This is a genomic window from Paraburkholderia phenoliruptrix, assembly GCF_047325075.1.
Classification (GTDB): domain Bacteria; phylum Pseudomonadota; class Gammaproteobacteria; order Burkholderiales; family Burkholderiaceae; genus Paraburkholderia; species Paraburkholderia phenoliruptrix.
In genome coordinates, this window is the sequence record NZ_CP168530.1 from 1,175,504 (window position 1) to 1,191,565 (window position 16,062).

Below are 16,062 nucleotides of genomic sequence, written 5' to 3' on the forward strand. Positions count from 1 at the left end.
CGCCGGGCAGCGGGCGCGGCAGTATTCCGGTCGATTCGCCGATCACAGCCGGCAGGCGTCAATCCGCCGGCGCGAGGCCATGGCGCGCCTTGGCCTCGCCGATTGCCGCCAGCACGCTCGTGATGCAGTCGTCGCGATAGCGCTCCAGTTCCTTGATCGAGCGCGGGCCGACCTGTTCGGCGGTGCCGTCCACCACGCGGTCGATCAGTTCTTCCGTCAGCTTCGGCGCTACCAGTTTAGTCCACGGCAGTTCCAGCGCGGGGCCGAATTGCTGCATGAAATGGCGCATGCCGGCGTCGCCGCCCGCGAGCGTGTAGGTGAGGAAGGTGCCCATGAACGACCAGCGGATGCCCGCGCCGAAGCGGATCGCGTCGTCGATCTCGCCGGTGGTCGCCACGCCTTCGTTGACGAGATGCAGCGCCTCGCGCCACAGCGCTTCGAGCAGCCGGTCGGCGATGAAGCCCGGCACTTCCTTGCGCACCCGCAGCGGACGCATCGAGAGCGAATGGTAAATGCGCAGCGCGGCGTCGATGGTGGCGGGCGCCGTCCTTTCTCCGCCGAGCACTTCGACGAGCGGCAGCAGATACACGGGATTGAACGGATGCCCGACGATACACCGCTCGGGATGCATGGCCCGCGCGTAGAAGTCGCTCGGCAGAAGCCCCGAGGTCGATGAAGCGATGATCGCCTCGGACTTGGCAGCGCGGCTGATCTGCTCGTGCAACGCGAGCTTCAGATCCTCGCGCTCGGGCGCGCTTTCCTGAATGAAGTCGGCGTCGCCCACACACGCTTCGATCGTTTCGACAAAGCGCAGTCGCGCCTGCGACGCCCCTTGCACGAGGCCGACGCGTTCGAGCGCGGGCCACGCGTTCGCCACGTTCTCGCGCAACTGCTTTTCCGCGCCGGGCGCGGGGTCCCACGCGATCACATCGAGGCCGTGGGCGAGCGCGCGCGCCACCCAGCCGCTGCCGATCACGCCGGCGCCGATTGCGGCAAATGTTTTGATATCGACGATCACTGCCATTGCTGACGTTTCCTTGTTTGCCTATGAGTTCTGCTATGCCCGATTCACGCGTATGCGCCGGCCGCGCGCCGTTCGAGTTGCCGTTCGCCGCGCGCGGGCAGGCCGAGCGTGCGTCGTCCTTCGGCGGGCGTAAGCGCCCGTCCGCCGAGGCGCTCGATGATTTCCACCGCGCGCTGCACGAGCGTGCCGTTGGTTGCGGGCACACCTTTATCGAGCCAGATGTTGTCTTCGAGACCGACGCGCACATGGCCGCCGAGCAGCATGGCCTGCGCGACCATCGGCATCTGCATGCGGCCGATGCCGAAGCCGGCCCATTGCGCGCCGGGCGGCAGGTTGTCCGCCATCGCTTTCATCGTCGTGGTGTCGGCGGGCGCGCCCCAGGGAATGCCGAGGCACAGCTGGAACAGCGGCGGCGCATCCAGCAGCCCTTCCTTCAGCAGCTGCTTCGCGAACCACAGGTGGCCCGTATCGAAGATCTCGAGTTCGGGCTTCACGCCCAACTCCTGAATGCGCGCGGCGCCAGCCCGCAGCTGCGCCGGCGTCGACACGTAGATGTAGTCGCCGTCGCCGAAATTGAGCGTGCCGCAATCGAGCGTGCAGATTTCCGGCAGCAACTCCTCGACGTGCGCGAGGCGCGTGAGGCCGCCGACCAGATCCGTGTTCGCGCCAAAGCGCATCGGATCTTCGCCGGGGCCGATTTCCAGATCGCCGCCCATGCCCGCGGTCAGATTAATGATGACGTCCGTGCCCGACGAGCGGATCCGGTCGACCACCTCGCGATAGAGCGCCGGATCGCGGCTGCCGCGTCCGGTTTTCGGATCGCGCACGTGGCAATGCGCGACGGTCGCGCCTGCTTTCGCGGCTTCGATGGCCGCCTCGGCGATCTGCTTCGGCGTGACGGGAATGGCCGGGTGCTTGCCGACGGTGTCGCCTACGCCGGTGACCGCGCAGGTCACGATGACTTCATGATTCATGCGTGCAAAATTCCTATGTTGTTCAGTGCGCGACTTGTGCGGACGAAGTCAGCGACTCGGATTCAGCGGATCAAAGCCCGAGATAAGCCTTGACCGCGGGCAAACCGTCCTTGCCGTCATAGGTCTTCACGCCGGCAAGCCATGCGTCGAGTACCTGCGGGTTTTTCTTCAGATAAGCCTTGGCGGCATCGGCGGGCTTCTCCTTGTTCATGACCGATTGCATCACCACGTTTTCGAGCTGCGTGGAAAAGCGCAGGTTGCTCACGAGCTTGCCCGCGTTCGGGCAACGGGACAGATAGTCGGGCGACGTGAGGGTGTACACGCGCGCCTCGCCGTCGTTCGGACCGAAGACGCCTTCGCTGCCCGTCAGATATTTCATGTCGATCTGAATGTTCATCGGATGCGGTTCCCAGCCGAGAAACACCACCCATTTCTTGTCGCGAATCGCGCGTTCCACTGAGACGAGCATGCCCGCTTCGCTCGATTCGATCAGCTTGAAGCCGCCGAGGCCGAACTTGTTGGTGGCGATCATCTTCTGGATGGCCGCGTTCGCGCTGCTGCCGGGCTCGATGCCGTAGATCTTGCCGTCGAGCTGATCGCGATGTTTGGCGATGTCGGCGAAGGTTTTGAGACCCGCGTCGTACGCGTAGGTTGGCACGGCGAAGGTCGCCTTCGCGCCCGTCAGATTGGGCGGTTGCAGCACCTCGATCGACTTCGACTCGACGAACGGCGCAATCGCCTTCTCCTGCACGGGCCACCAGTAGCCGAGCGAGACGTCGAGCTGTTTGCTCTTCAGCCCGGCAAACGAAATCGGCACCGAAGCGACGGTCGTCACCGGCTGATAGCCGAGCCCTTCAAATACAGTGGAGGCGAGCGCCGTGGTCGACGTGATGTCCGTCCAGCCGATGTCGGCGAAATGCACGGCGCGACAAGCAGGCGGATCCTGGGCAAACGCGGGCAGCGCGGTGACGGCGGCGCCGCATGCGGCCGCGAGGCAGGCAAGGCGGGCAAGTTGGGCAAGCAGCGTTTTGATGCGTAACTTCATGACCTTCCCCTATTGACGCTCATGTGCGTCTGATAGCGTGTTTTCGAAAGAGGCCGCTTCGCTGCGCGAAGGCACGGCGCGGCCCACCGGCAAGTGATGCGTGAGGTACTACCTGAACCTGTCGACCCTGCGTGAGATCCTGCGTGTGGAATGGCACTAAAGTTAATGCCCCATATTGCTGCCAAAGCGACCATCAGCGACCCGTTCTTGCTTCCACGCGACAACGAGGGAAAACCAGCACGCGCAAGCCGCAGGCGGCCTCCGCGCGGCGTTGCGGCGCAGCATGCGCTGCCGCGAATTTTGGCGCGCCTTGTCCGCTCGCGATCTGCTTGCTACGCTCGCCCGGAACCGCGCGTTCGCCCGTGGCTCACGCCGCTTTTCACCGGATTTTCGCCCCATGCCTGAAGAAATTTCGTTCCTGCTGCTGCCGGGCTTTTCGGCGATCGGCTTCATGTCGGCCGTGGAGCCGCTGCGCGTAGCCAATCGCTTTCGCGGCGAGTTGTACCGATGGCGCATTCTCAGTCTGGACGGCGCGCCCGTCGCGGCCAGCAACGGCATTTCGATCAACGCCGACGCCGCGATCGGCGACCTCGAAGAAGCGGGTGAAGCGGCGACGCTCTTCGTCGTGGCAGGCTTCGAGCCGCTCGCCTGCTACACGCGCGAGCTCGGCGAGCGGCTCAAGCGCCTCGCGCGGGCGGGCGCGACGCTCGGCGGCATCGACACGGGCAGCTTCGTGCTCGCGGAAGCCGGGCTCTTCGGCGGCGCGGACAACGTGACCGTGCATTGGGAGGCGCTGTCGGCATTTCGCGAGCGGTATCCGTCGCTGGATGCGAGCCAGGAATTGTTCGAGATCGGCACGCGGCGCATCACGTGTGCGGGCGGCACGGCGTCGATCGACATGATGCTCGACCTGATCGGCCGCGAGCACGGCGCCGCGCTCGCATCGGCGGTTTCCGAGCAGTTCGTGGTGAGCCGCATCCGCCAGCGTTCCGACCATCAGCGGATGGAAATCGCCGCGCGCTACGGCGTGCACAATCGCAAGCTGATTCAGGTGATCGGCGTGATGGAGCAGCACATGGAGGAGCCGCTTGCGCCCGACCGGCTCGCGCAGGAAATCGGCGTGACGCGGCGGCAGCTGGAACGGCTCTTCTGCGCGTCGCTGAAAGACACCCCCACGCATTTCTACCTGCAATTGCGGCTCACCCGCGCGCGCGAGCTGCTGCAACAGACCGATATGTCGATCACGTCGATCTGCGTGGCGTGCGGATTCGAGTCGCCGTCGCATTTTTCGCGGACGTATCGCGCGCGCTTTGGCGCGAGCCCGAGAAGCGACCGGCAGGTGAGCGGCGGTTTGGTGCCGCCGAAGGCAGTAATCAAGGCGGGTGCTGGCGAATTATCGCAGGCGCAGCAACAGTGAATTCACTGGTTTGGGGTTTACCCTAGGTTCCCGGCCTCCTAGACTGTGTCCATCTGCTGAAGACACACCGCCTTCAGCGCCTGACAAAACAATCTCTGGAGGTCGTAATCATGAAATCGCTGATCGAAGCCGCTGTTATCGCCGCGCTCATTTCCGCACCGCTCGCCGCTTTCGCACAGTCGAACCAGCCGGTCACGCGCGCTCAGGTTCGCGCCGAGCTGATTCAGCTGGAAAAGGCCGGCTACAACCCGGGCACGTCGAACGACTACGATTACCCGGCCAATATTCAGGCCGCCGAAGCCCGCGTCGCCGCGCAGAACGGCACGGCTCAAACGAGCGGCTATGGCCCGGCAACCAGCGGTTCGTCGCAAGCCGGCAGCCGCGCTCAGGTGACCGCGAGCTCGTATTCGGCTCCCGTGTATGTCGGCCATTAATTGAGCTGATCGCCGCGCGGGCAGGATTGCCGCGCGAGACGAAAAAAACGGCACGCCAAGGCGTGCCGTTTGTGCATTCAGATGCCGCCCATGCACATGTACTTGATAACAACGTAGTCGTCGATGCCGTAGTGCGAGCCTTCGCGCCCAAGGCCTGACTGCTTGACGCCGCCGAACGGCGCGACTTCGTTGGAGATCAGGCCGGTGTTGATGCCCACCATGCCGTATTCGAGCGCTTCCGCGACGCGCCACACGCGCGCGATGTCGCGGCTATAGAAGTACGACGCCAGACCGAACTCCGTATCGTTCGCGAGCCGGATCACTTCCTCGTCCGACGAGAAACGGAACAGCGGCGCGAGCGGGCCGAAGGTTTCGTCGCGCGCCACCTTCATGTCGGGCGTGACGTCGGCGAGCACGGTCGGCTCGAAAAAGCCGTGACCGAGCGCGTGACGCTTGCCGCCCGTGACGACGCGCGCGCCTTTCGCGAGCGCGTCTTCGATATGCGATTCGACCTTGAGCACAGCGGCTTCGTTGATGAGCGGACCTTGCGTCACACCGGCCTCGGTGCCGCGGCCCACCTTCAATTGTTCGACGGCGGCGCGCAGCTTGTCGGCAAACGCGTCGTAGACCTTGTCGTGCACGTAGAAGCGGTTGGTGCACACGCAGGTCTGGCCGCTGTTGCGATACTTCGACGCAATTGCGCCGGCCACGGCAGCGTCGAGATCGGCGTCGTCGAACACGATGAAGGGCGCGTTGCCGCCCAGTTCCAGCGACACCTTCTTGACGGTCGGCGCGCACTGCGCCATCAGCAGACGGCCAACCGGCGTCGAGCCCGTGAACGACAGCTTGCGCACAATCGGATTGCCGGTCATTTCCGCGCCGATCGCCTTCGGCTCGCCGGTCACCACGTTGAAGACGCCGCGCGGCACGCCGGCGCGTTCGGCCAGCACGGCGAGCGCGAGCGCCGAGAGCGGCGTGGCTTCAGCCGGCTTGACGATGATCGGACAGCCGGCCGCGAGCGCCGGGCCGACTTTGCGGGTGATCATCGCGGCGGGGAAATTCCACGGCGTAATGGCCGCGCAGACGCCGACCGGCTCCTTCGTCACGACAATGCGCTTATCGGCGGCGGGCGTCGGAATCGTGTCGCCGCTCACGCGCTTGCCTTCTTCGGCGAACCATTCGAGGAAGGACGCGGCGTACTGGATCTCGCCCTTGGCCTCGGCAAGCGGCTTGCCTTGTTCGGTCGTGAGAATGAGCGCGAGGTCGTCGGCGTGCTCGAGCATCAGGTCGTGCCACTTGCGCAGAATCGCCGCCCGCTGCTTTGCCGTGATGGCGCGCCATGCCGGCCAGGCGGCGTTCGCCGCGGCGATGGCGCGGCGCGTTTCCGCCGTGCCCATGCGCGGCACCGTGGCGATCACTTCGCCGGTCGCCGGGTTCACGACTTCGAAGGTGGCGGCATCGTCGGCACCTTGCCACTCGCCCGCGATATAGCCGGCGCTCTTCAATAGAGCCGGGTCTTTCAGAGTCAGTGTGCTCATGAATCGTTTCCTCAGGCTGCGACAGCGACGCTGTCCTTGATCACGTCTTCGAGAATCGCGAGCGCCTCGTCGAAAACGGCGTCCTGAATCGTCAACGGGAACAGGAAGCGGACCACGTTCGAATAGACGCCGCACACGAGCAGCAACAGGCCGCGTTCGAGCGCGCGGGCCTGCACGCGCTTCGTGAAGTCCGCGTCCGGTTCCGTGCTGCCGGGCTTGCAGAACTCGACGGCCACCATGGCGCCGGGGCCGCGCACGTCGGCGATCTGCGGCGCGTCTTTTTGCAGCGCGGTCAGTTTGGCCTTGACGCGCTCGCCGAGCACGACGGCGCGCTCGCAGAGCTGCTCTTCGTCGATGATGTCGAGCACCGCATGCGCCGCGGCGAGCGCGAGCGGATTGCCGGCGTATGTGCCGCCGAGTCCGCCGGGCGCCGCCGCATCCATCACCTCAGCGCGGCCGATCACGCCCGACAGCGGCATGCCGCCCGCCAGGCTCTTCGCGACCGTCATCAGGTCGGGCACCACGTCGTAGTGATGCATGGCGAACAGCTTGCCGGTGCGCGCAAAGCCGGTTTGCACTTCGTCCGCGATCAGCAGAATGCCGTGCTCGTTGCACAGCTTGCGCAGCGCGCGCACGAACTCGGCCGGCGCCGGATAGAAACCGCCTTCGCCTTGAACCGGCTCGAAGATGATGGCGGCCACACGCTTCGGGTCGATGTCAGCCTTGAACAGGAATTCAATTGCCTTGAGCGAATCTGCCGTGCTGACGCCATGCAGCGGATTCGGGAACGGCGCATGGAACACGTCCGACGGGAACGGCCCAAAGCCCAGCTTGTACGGCGCGACCTTGCCGGTCAGCGCCATGCCCATCAGCGTGCGGCCGTGGAAGCCGCCCGTGAAGGCGATCACGCCGGGACGGCCGGTCGCGGCGCGCGCGATCTTGATCGCGTTTTCCACGGCCTCGGCGCCGGTGGTGAAGAAAGCCGTTTTCTTCGGATGATCGCCTGGCGCGCGCTGATTGAGCTTTTCCGCCAGATCCACATAGGACGCGTACGGCACGATCTGATATGCAGTGTGCGTGAAATGATCGAGCTGGTCGCGCAGCGCCGCCACGATCTTCGGATGACGATGCCCCGTGTTGCACACCGCAATGCCCGCCGCGAAGTCGATGAAGCGGCGGCCCTCCACATCCCAGAGCTCGGCGTTTTCGGCGCGCTCGGCGTAAAAATCGCACATGACGCCGACGCCGCGCGGCGTGGCTGCGTCTTTGCGGCTCTTCAGGTCTGCGTTCTTCAGGTTCATTGCGTGGCTCCTCGCTGTCGGCGGACGCCGCGCCCAAGGCGCGGCACATGCAGCGACTATAGTGAGATTTGGCTCTGAGCTTCAGAGCCATTTCTATAAAAATGTAGGAGCCATTTAGGCGGGCGATGGCGCCGGCAAAGCGCCGGGTGCCTGCCTCAGAGGCGGATCAACACCGCGCCCAGCGTGACGAGCGCGCATGCCACGACACGCCGCGCGGTCAATTTCTCGTGCATGAACAGCCAGCCGATCAGCACCGCGAAGATCGAGCTCAATTCGCGCAGCGCGGAAACCATCGCGATAGGCAGATAACGGTAGGCTTCGATGATCAGGCAATAGGCGAAGAGCGCAAGCGCGCCGGACGCAATGCCTTTCGTCACCACTGCGCGCCCGATGAAAAGCCCCTTCGCGCCCCCGCGCCGATGCCACGCGAGCAGAAACTGCGGCACGTTCCAGATCAGATAGACCCACATGATGTAGCTGAGGCCGTTGCCCGCCACGCGCGCGCCGATTCCGTCGACCACCGAATACGTCGCGATGAAAAAACCCGTCAGCAGCGCGAACGGCACGCTCTCGCCCGAGAAGCGCATGCCGCGCCGGAACGCCAGCGAGACGATGCCCATCGACACCAGCGCGACGCCGAGCGCCGCGAGCGGCTTCAGCGATTCATGGGCGAACACCAACGCGCCGACGAACACCAGCATGGGCGAGAGACCGCGCGCAATCGGATAGATCTGCCCGAAGTCGCCGCTCCGGTACGCCCGGATCAGCGCGAGCAGATAACCGAACTCCAGCACCACCGACGCGAAGATGTACGGCCACGCGGCGGGCGCGGGCATCGGCAGCACGAGCACACCGACGCTGCTCACGGCGATGTACGGAATCGCCATCATGCCGAGCAGCCAGACACGGTCTTCTGACAGATGCAACGACGCGTTCCAGGTGGCATGCAGCAGCGCCGACAGCAGGACCAGCAAGACGACAAGGGTTTCCATGAAGGTGGGCAGCAGGCGAGGGATGGCTGGCCGGACAGCCGGCCGCAAGCCCGTGATTATTCCAGCAGAACACGCGAATCGAGGAGTGGGCGACCCAAGCGAAGGGGCTTTATAAGGCGAAAAGCGGAAATTTGTGGCGCGCAAGATGACGGCCGAATGACGCCGGTATGACCCGCGCATGATGTCCGTATGACAACGTTTTGCCTGCGTGCAGCCGTCATGCCGGGTGACTTGCAGCCAGGCTATATTGCGTCATTCGCCGTGCCGTCCCCGACATCCCGCACTATTCGCGACGCCCTCATGCAGCCTTTGAGCTTCCTTCCCGACAGCTTTGCGGAGTACGAAGATCTTAAGGCGATCCTCGATCACGGCAGCGCGAGCTTTGCGATCCGCACCGTTTGCGAGACGACGGTGCGCGGCCGGCGCTTCGGCGTGCATACCGCGAGCATCGGCTCGACGGATCCGCAGGCGCCCGCCATCGGTTTTTTCGGCGGCATTCACGGGCTCGAGCGAATCGGCTCGCAACTCGTGCTCGATTACATGCGCGCGCTGCTCGCGCGGCTCGAATGGGACGAACTGCTCGTCCGTCAGTTGCAGTCGATCCGCCTCGTCTTCATGCCGATCGTCAATCCGGGCGGAATGTGGGCGGCCACGCGCGCCAATCCGAACGGCGTCGACCTGATGCGCAATGCGCCGCAAAACGCCGACGAGCGCGTGCCGCTGCTCGCGGGCGGCCAGCGCGTCGGCGCTTGGTTGCCGTGGTATCGCGGGCGCCGCGGCTCGCCGATGGAAGCCGAGGCCGCCGCGCTGCTGCAGGTGGTCGAAACGGAACTGGCTGCGCGGCCGTTGAGCATTGCGCTCGATTGCCATTCGGGCTACGGCTGGAGCGACAGCATCTGGTTTCCGTATGCACGCACGCGCAAGCTGATGCCGCATCTGCCGGAAATGTATGTGCTGAAAACCATGTTCGAGCACTCGCATCCGCATCATGGGTATACGTTCGAGCCGCAAAGTCATCAATATCTGCTGCACGGCGATCTGTGGGACTTCGCCTATGACCGCGCGCCCGCCGCCCACGTTTTTTTACCGATGACGCTCGAACTCGGCTCGTGGCTGTGGATCAAGAAAAACCCGCGCCAGCTTTTCTCGCGCCAGGGGTTCTTCAATCCGGTGAAAGCGCACCGCACGGCGCGCGTGTTGCGGCGTCACGCGAATCTGCTCGATTTCCTCGCGCGGGCGGCGTTTTCGTCGCAGCGCTGGCTGCCGCAAGGCAATCGCCGCGAGCAATTGCTGCAAAGCGCGATCGATCACTGGTACAGGCCGAATAGTTCATGAGCACATGGATTCTGCTGCGCGGGCTGACACGCGAGACGCGTCATTGGGGTGCGTTGCCCGACGCATTGCGCGAAGCCACGGGCGCCTCCCGTCTCATGTTGCTCGATCTGCCGGGAAACGGCGCGTTCGCGCATTTGCGCGCGCCCGCGAGCGTCGCCGCGATGGTCGAGTTCGTGCGCCTCGCTGCTGTGCGAGGCGGTGCGGCCGGCGTAGGTGCGACCGGCGTAGGTGCGGCCGGCGTAGGTGCGACCGGCGTAGGTGCGACCGGCGTAAGTGCAACCGGCGCAGGCACGGCCGGCCCCATCAACCTACTCGCGATGTCGCTCGGTGCCATGGTCGCCACCGCGTGGGCGCAACAACATCCCGGCGAAGTCGCGCGGCTCGTCCTGATCAACACCAGCATGCGTCCGTTCAGCCACGTGCACGAGCGGCTGCGGCCAGCAGCATGGCCGGGTCTTTTATCCGTCGCCCGGCATTGGAACGACGCCCTGTGCGCGGAGCGCGGCATTCATCGGTTGACGTGCAATGAGACCGGCACGCTCGCAGCGGATCTCGAATCGTGGAGCATGATTCGCCGCAGCGCGCCGGTGAGCCGCGGCAATGCGCTGCGGCAACTGTGGGCGGCGGCGCGCTTTCGCGCGGGCGCGGAGAAACCTGTTTGCCCGCTGTTGCTGCTTTCCGCGCGCGGCGACCGGCTCGTCAATCCTGCGTGTACCTCGAACCTGGCCGGGGCGTGGGGCGCGCCGCATCGCGAGCACCCATGGGCCGGGCACGACCTGCCGCACGACGATCCGGCATGGGTGGCCGAGCAGGTGCGCGCATGGCTCGCGCAGCAAACGGCCGAGGCCTGGGCCATGCGTTAGGCGCAACGGCGCGATTGCGCGGTTACGTGGTTACGGCGGGGCCTGATTGCGCACCCGCAGCAAGCGCGCGGGCAGCGGGTATAACCTAACTCGCGGCGTCCGTCGCATGGCGCCATGCAGGTGCATAATCCTTCTTCAGACGATGCATCCGATCCGGGCGATACTCGCCATTGCCGCCAGCCGGGGGAGTTCATCATGCAAGCCAAGAACGAAGAAGCCGTCACGCACTTGCTGAACGATGTCGTCGAGCTTGCACGAGCGCGCTTGCCCGAGCCGGCGTTTCACGTCGTCGAGCCTTTTTTGCGGCACTACTATGATTTCGTCGACGCCGACGACCTGCAAAGCCGCTCCATCCCCGATCTCTACGGCGCCGCGCTGGCGCACTGGCAAACCGCGCAGCGCTTCGTGCCGGGCAAGGAAAGGCTGCGCGTCTATAACCCGATTCTCGAACAGCACGGCTGGCATTCGGATCACACGGTGATCGAGATCGTCAACGACGACATGCCGTTTCTGGTCGATTCCGTCTCGATGGCGGTGAACCGCCAGGGGCTCGCGCTGCATTCGGTCGTGCATCCGGTGTTTCGCATCTGGCGCGGTCCCGACGGCGACATCGTGCGCGTGACGCAGGGCGCCGAAGAAGCCGCCGACACGCGTTCCCAGCTGGCCTCGTTCATCCACTTCGAAGTCGACCGTTGCGGCGACGCGGCAAAGCTCGACGCGCTGCGCGACGACATTGCGCGAGTGCTGCGCGACGTGCGCGCCGCGGTGGAAGACTGGCCGAAGCTCGTGGAACTCGCGCGCGTCACGATCAAAGGCATGAAGGCGGGCGAGAGCGGCCCGGATGCCGTGGAAGCGCGTGCGTTCCTCGAATGGATGGTGGCCGATCACTTCACGTTTCTCGGCCAGCGCGACTATGAACTGGTGCAGCAGGGCACGGGTTACGGCTTGCGCGCGGTGCCGGGCTCGGGGCTCGGCATCATGCGCGACGAGCTGCGCCCGCTGACGGCCGGCGCGGCAACTACCGAGGTGACAATGTTGCCGCCCGCCGCCGTCGACATCATTTCGAGCGCGTCGCCGATCTTCCTGACCAAGGCCAACTCGCGCGCGACCGTGCACCGGCCGGGCTATCTGGATTACGTCGGCATCAAGCTGACGGGCGCCGACGGCAAGGTGATCGGCGAGCGGCGCTTCATCGGGCTCTACACGTCCACCGCGTATTTCGTGTCCGCCGCGGAAATTCCCATCGTTCGGCGCAAATGCGCCAATATCGTGAGAAGAGCGGGATTCTTGCCGAAAGGTCATCTCGCGAAATCGCTCGTCACGGTGCTCGAAACCTATCCGCGCGACGAGCTTTTCCAGGCCGATGAAAACCAGCTCTACGATATCGCGCTCGGCGTGCTGCGTTTGCAGGAACATCAGCGCACGCGGCTCTTCGTGCGGCGCGACCGGTTTGACCGCTTCGTGTCGTGCCTCGTGTTCGTGCCGCGCGACAAGTACAACACCGATCTGCGCCAGCGTATTGCGAACCTGCTCGCCGATGCGTTCAACGGGGAAAGCGTCGAATTCACGCCGTTGCTGTCCGAGTCGACGCTCGCGCGCATTCATTTCGTTGTCCATGCGAAGCCGGGCGGCATGCCCCACGTCGACACGCGCGAACTGGAAGCGCGCCTCGTGCAGGTGGCGCGCCGCTGGCAGGACGATCTCGCCGATGCGTTGCTCGACGCGTTCGGCGAAGAGCAGGGCAACCGCCTGCTGCAACACTATGCGGATTCGTTTCCGGCCGGCTATCGCGACGACTATGCTGCGCGCACGGCGGTGCGCGACATCGAACTGATCGAGCGCGTGCAGGGCAGCGAGCGGCTCGCGATGAACCTGTACCGTCCCATCGAAGCTGGGCCGCGCGCATTCCGCTTCAAGGTGTATCGCGCGGGCATGCCGATTGCGCTCTCGCGCAGTTTGCCGATGCTCGAACACCTCGGCGTGCGGGTGGATGAAGAGCGGCCGTATCTGATCGAGGCAGTGGGCGCGACGCCCGCGTGGATTCACGACTTCGGCCTCGAACTGGCCGACGACGCCGAGTTCGACATCGAGCGCGTGAAGGATCTTTTCGAAGACGCCTTCGCGCAGGTGTGGACCGGCGCGATAGAAAGCGACGACTTCAACCGCCTCGTGCTGCGCGCGCAACTCAGTGCACGCGAAGTGACGATACTGCGCGCGTATGCGAAGTATCTGCGGCAGGTGGGCTCGACTTTCAGCGACGCGTACATCGAGCGCGCGGTGACCGGTAATCCGGCGATTGCGCGCATGCTGGTGGAGCTGTTTATCGCGCGGTTCGATCCGACGCTTGGCGGCACGCGCGAAGCGCGCGTCGACAGTTTGCAGAAGACCATAGACAGCGCGCTCGATCAGGTGCCGAATCTCGACGAGGACCGCATACTGCGGCAGTTTCTCGGCGTCATCAAGGCGACGCAGCGCACCAACTACTATCTGTTCGACGCCGAAGGCAAGCCCAAACCGTATCTGTCGTTCAAGTTCAATCCTGCGCAGGTACCCGGATTGCCCGAGCCCAAGCCGATGTTCGAGATATGGGTCTATTCGCCGCGCGTGGAGGGCGTGCATTTGCGCGGCGGACGCGTGGCGCGCGGCGGCTTGCGCTGGTCGGACCGTCGCGAGGATTTCCGCACCGAAGTGCTCGGCCTCATGAAGGCGCAAATGGTGAAGAACGTCGTGATCGTGCCGGTCGGCTCGAAGGGCGGCTTCGTCGTGAAGAATCCGCCGCCGCCAAGCGAACGCGATGCGTGGATGCGCGAAGGCATTGCGTGCTATCAGACCTTCCTGCGCGGCCTGCTCGATCTGACCGACAACCTGGCGGGCACGACCGTCGTGCCGCCGCGCGACGTGGTGCGCCACGATCCCGACGACCCGTATCTGGTCGTCGCCGCCGACAAGGGCACGGCCACCTTCTCCGACTACGCGAATGCGATCTCGCAGGAATACGGTTTCTGGCTCGACGACGCGTTCGCGTCCGGCGGCTCGGTCGGTTACGACCACAAGAAAATGGCGATCACCGCACGCGGCGCGTGGGAGTCGGTGAAGCGGCACTTCCGCGAAATGGGCGTCGATACGCAGACCATGGACTTCACCGTGGTCGGCATCGGCGACATGTCCGGCGACGTGTTCGGCAACGGCATGCTGCTCTCGCCGCATATCCGCCTCGTGGCCGCGTTCGATCATCGGCATATCTTTCTTGACCCGAATCCCGACCCGGCAACCAGTCTTGCGGAGCGCGGGCGGCTCTTTCTCCTCGACCGCTCGAGCTGGGCCGACTATGATCCTTCGCTGATCTCAGCCGGCGGCGGCGTGTTTCCGCGCACGGCGAAAACGATTCCGCTGTCGCCTTCGGTGCAATCGGTGCTCGGCATCAGCGCGGCGGCGCTTTCGCCCGCCGAACTGATGCGCGCGATTCTGCAGGCGCCCGTGGATCTGCTCTACAACGGCGGCATCGGCACCTATGTGAAGGCGACGCGCGAAACGCATCTGCAAGTGGGCGACCGTGCGAACGACGCGATCCGCGTGAACGGTGCTGAGCTGCGCTGCAAGGTCGTCGCCGAAGGCGGCAATCTCGGGCTCACGCAACTGGGCCGCATCGAGTTCGCGCAGCGCGGCGGCCGCATCAATACCGATGCGATCGACAACTCGGCGGGTGTGGACTGCTCGGATCATGAGGTCAACATCAAGATTCTGCTCGGCCTCGTCGTGGCCGACGGCGAGATGACCGACAAGCAGCGCAATGCGCTTCTCGCCGAAATGACCGATGAAGTCGGCCTGCTCGTGCTGCAGGACAACTATTACCAGACGCAGGCGCTCTCCATTGCGGGCCGTTATGGCGTCGACTTGCTCGACGCGGAAGCGCGCCTCATGCGCTATCTGGAACGTGCGGGGCGCCTGAATCGCACGATCGAATTCTTGCCGACCGACGACGAAGTGGCCGAGCGCCAGGCCGCAAAACAGGGGCTCACCACGCCGGAGCGCGCGGTGCTGCTCGCGTACAGCAAGATGTGGCTGTACGACGCGCTGCTCGATTCGTCGGTGCCCGAAGATCCGCTCGTCAGCGAGATGCTGATCGACTATTTTCCGAAGCCGTTGCGCCAGCGCTTCAGCGAGCCGATGCAGCGCCATCCGCTGCGCCGCGAAATCCTCGCCACGCATCTGACCAATGCGCTGGTGAACCGCGTCGGCTGCGAGTTCGTGCATCGGCTGATGGAGGAAACCGACGCGCGGCCCGGCGACATCGTGCGCGCGTGCATCATGGCGCGCGACGTGTTCGATCTGGACGACGTGTGGCGCAGCATCGACGCGCTCGACAACCGCGTCGCCGACGACGTGCAGGCGCGCATGTTCGTCGAAGTCGCGCGGCTGGTCGAACGTTCGGCGCTGTGGTTCCTGCGGCATCTCTCTTCACCGGCAGTGAATAGCGACGACGTGACGGGTCTGCTCGCGCGTTGCCGCGACGCCGCGGTGCGGCTCGCGCCGCAATGGCCGGCGCTATTGCCGGCCGCGGATATGGAAGCGCTCTCCGAGCGCCAGCGCGTGCTGGTGGACGCGGGCGTCGACAGCGACCTGGCGGTGCGCATAGCGAGCGGCGAGATTTCGGCGGCGCTCCTCGACATTGCTGAAGTCGCGTCGACCTGCGAGCGCAAGCTCGAACTGGTGGCGGGCGTCTATTTCGCGCTCGGCACCCTGCTGAATTACCACTGGATCAGCGAACGCGCGGCCGCGCTGCCGGCGCCGTCGCACTGGGACATGCTGGCGCGGGCGTCCGCGCTGGCCGAACTCGCGCGCCTCAAACGCGCGCTGACAATGAGCGCGCTTGCCGGCGCCGACGACGCAGCCACGCCGGATGCGCTGGTGCAGGCATGGCGCGACAAGCGGGCCGCACAACTCGAGCGCTATGCGCGGCTCCTCGCAGACCTGCGTGCCACCGGCGGCGCGAGTCTGTCGATGCTGTTGGTGATCGTGCGCGAGATGGCCGCGCTGGAGAGGGCATGAGCGTTGCGTGGGGCAGGGCGTAAGAGAAATACACGCAGTCCGGGCGCGCGGCGCATGCTCGCCGCGCGCCGCTGTTGGACCGTGTTGCGA

General features: G+C 65.2%; 11 protein-coding genes. 5 read left to right on the top strand and 6 right to left on the bottom strand.

The genetic code is table 11. The annotated features are described in order from the left end of the window. Positions 1-58: 58 nt before the first annotated feature. From ACEN8U_RS05245 to ACEN8U_RS05255, 3 genes are all read right to left on the bottom strand, one after another. A complete protein-coding gene (locus ACEN8U_RS05245; RefSeq protein ID WP_310108395.1) occupies positions 59-1,024 on the bottom strand; it encodes an L-carnitine dehydrogenase in 966 nt (321 codons plus the stop codon). Between the two features lie 44 nt (positions 1,025-1,068). Next, positions 1,069-1,998, bottom strand: a complete 930-nt coding sequence (locus tag ACEN8U_RS05250) for a 3-keto-5-aminohexanoate cleavage protein (RefSeq protein ID WP_310108393.1) — start codon at positions 1,996-1,998, stop codon at positions 1,069-1,071. A gap of 70 nt (positions 1,999-2,068) precedes the next feature. Beyond that, complete coding sequence (locus ACEN8U_RS05255) at positions 2,069-3,043, bottom strand: choline ABC transporter substrate-binding protein (RefSeq protein ID WP_013590663.1); 975 nt, start codon at positions 3,041-3,043, stop codon at positions 2,069-2,071. Positions 3,044-3,440: 397 nt separating this feature from the next. Here ACEN8U_RS05255 and ACEN8U_RS05260 point away from each other — a divergent pair, with 397 nt between their 5' ends. Together ACEN8U_RS05260 and ACEN8U_RS05265 are read left to right on the top strand one after the other, a co-directional pair. After that, positions 3,441-4,460 carry a GlxA family transcriptional regulator gene (locus tag ACEN8U_RS05260; RefSeq protein ID WP_310108392.1) on the top strand — a complete coding sequence of 340 codons (1,020 nt, stop codon included), beginning with the start codon at positions 3,441-3,443 and terminating at the stop codon, positions 4,458-4,460. Between the two features lie 110 nt (positions 4,461-4,570). Beyond that, positions 4,571-4,894, top strand: coding sequence for a DUF4148 domain-containing protein (locus ACEN8U_RS05265; protein ID WP_013590661.1), 324 nt, complete (start codon positions 4,571-4,573; stop codon positions 4,892-4,894). Between the two features lie 77 nt (positions 4,895-4,971). Here ACEN8U_RS05265 and gabD read toward each other — a convergent pair whose 3' ends face one another. The 3 genes from gabD to ACEN8U_RS05280 form a co-directional block, all read right to left on the bottom strand. After that, entirely contained in the window at positions 4,972-6,432 is a 1,461-nt protein-coding gene (gene gabD, locus ACEN8U_RS05270; protein ID WP_310108389.1) for an NADP-dependent succinate-semialdehyde dehydrogenase, read from the bottom strand. An 11-nt stretch (positions 6,433-6,443) separates the two neighbouring features. Then, positions 6,444-7,733, bottom strand: coding sequence for a 4-aminobutyrate--2-oxoglutarate transaminase (locus ACEN8U_RS05275; protein WP_310108387.1), 1,290 nt, complete (start codon positions 7,731-7,733; stop codon positions 6,444-6,446). A 155-nt stretch (positions 7,734-7,888) separates the two neighbouring features. Beyond that, positions 7,889-8,725, bottom strand: a complete 837-nt coding sequence (locus ACEN8U_RS05280) for a DMT family transporter (RefSeq protein ID WP_310108385.1) — start codon at positions 8,723-8,725, stop codon at positions 7,889-7,891. Between the two features lie 300 nt (positions 8,726-9,025). Here ACEN8U_RS05280 and ACEN8U_RS05285 point away from each other — a divergent pair, with 300 nt between their 5' ends. The 3 genes from ACEN8U_RS05285 (at position 9,026) to ACEN8U_RS05295 (ending at position 15,972) form a co-directional block, all read left to right on the top strand. After that, complete coding sequence (locus tag ACEN8U_RS05285) at positions 9,026-10,060, top strand: M14 family zinc carboxypeptidase (RefSeq protein ID WP_310108384.1); 1,035 nt, start codon at positions 9,026-9,028, stop codon at positions 10,058-10,060. After that, entirely contained in the window at positions 10,057-10,923 is an 867-nt protein-coding gene (locus ACEN8U_RS05290; RefSeq protein WP_310108382.1) for an alpha/beta hydrolase, read from the top strand. Before ACEN8U_RS05285 ends, ACEN8U_RS05290 begins: the two co-directional genes overlap by 4 nt. A gap of 195 nt (positions 10,924-11,118) precedes the next feature. Further along, the gene (locus ACEN8U_RS05295) at positions 11,119-15,972 is read left to right on the top strand and encodes an NAD-glutamate dehydrogenase (protein ID WP_310108380.1); all 4,854 of its coding nucleotides are present in this window, start codon (positions 11,119-11,121) and stop codon (positions 15,970-15,972) included. The last annotated feature ends 90 nt before the right edge of the window (positions 15,973-16,062 follow it).

Bases quoted from the DNA above. Each gene is read 5' to 3' on its own strand.
- ACEN8U_RS05290 (WP_310108382.1), top strand. From the start codon at position 10,057: ATGAGCACATGGATTCTGCTGCGCGGGCTGACACGCGAGACGCGTCAT.
- ACEN8U_RS05260 (WP_310108392.1), top strand. From the start codon at position 3,441: ATGCCTGAAGAAATTTCGTTCCTGCTGCTGCCGGGCTTTTCGGCGATC.
- gabD (WP_310108389.1), bottom strand. From the start codon at position 6,432: ATGAGCACACTGACTCTGAAAGACCCGGCTCTATTGAAGAGCGCCGGC.
- ACEN8U_RS05285 (WP_310108384.1), top strand. From the start codon at position 9,026: ATGCAGCCTTTGAGCTTCCTTCCCGACAGCTTTGCGGAGTACGAAGAT.
- ACEN8U_RS05295 (WP_310108380.1), top strand. From the start codon at position 11,119: ATGCAAGCCAAGAACGAAGAAGCCGTCACGCACTTGCTGAACGATGTC.
- ACEN8U_RS05275 (WP_310108387.1), bottom strand. From the start codon at position 7,733: ATGAACCTGAAGAACGCAGACCTGAAGAGCCGCAAAGACGCAGCCACG.
- ACEN8U_RS05255 (WP_013590663.1), bottom strand. From the start codon at position 3,043: ATGAAGTTACGCATCAAAACGCTGCTTGCCCAACTTGCCCGCCTTGCC.
- ACEN8U_RS05250 (WP_310108393.1), bottom strand. From the start codon at position 1,998: ATGAATCATGAAGTCATCGTGACCTGCGCGGTCACCGGCGTAGGCGAC.
- ACEN8U_RS05245 (WP_310108395.1), bottom strand. From the start codon at position 1,024: ATGGCAGTGATCGTCGATATCAAAACATTTGCCGCAATCGGCGCCGGC.
- ACEN8U_RS05265 (WP_013590661.1), top strand. From the start codon at position 4,571: ATGAAATCGCTGATCGAAGCCGCTGTTATCGCCGCGCTCATTTCCGCA.
- ACEN8U_RS05280 (WP_310108385.1), bottom strand. From the start codon at position 8,725: ATGGAAACCCTTGTCGTCTTGCTGGTCCTGCTGTCGGCGCTGCTGCAT.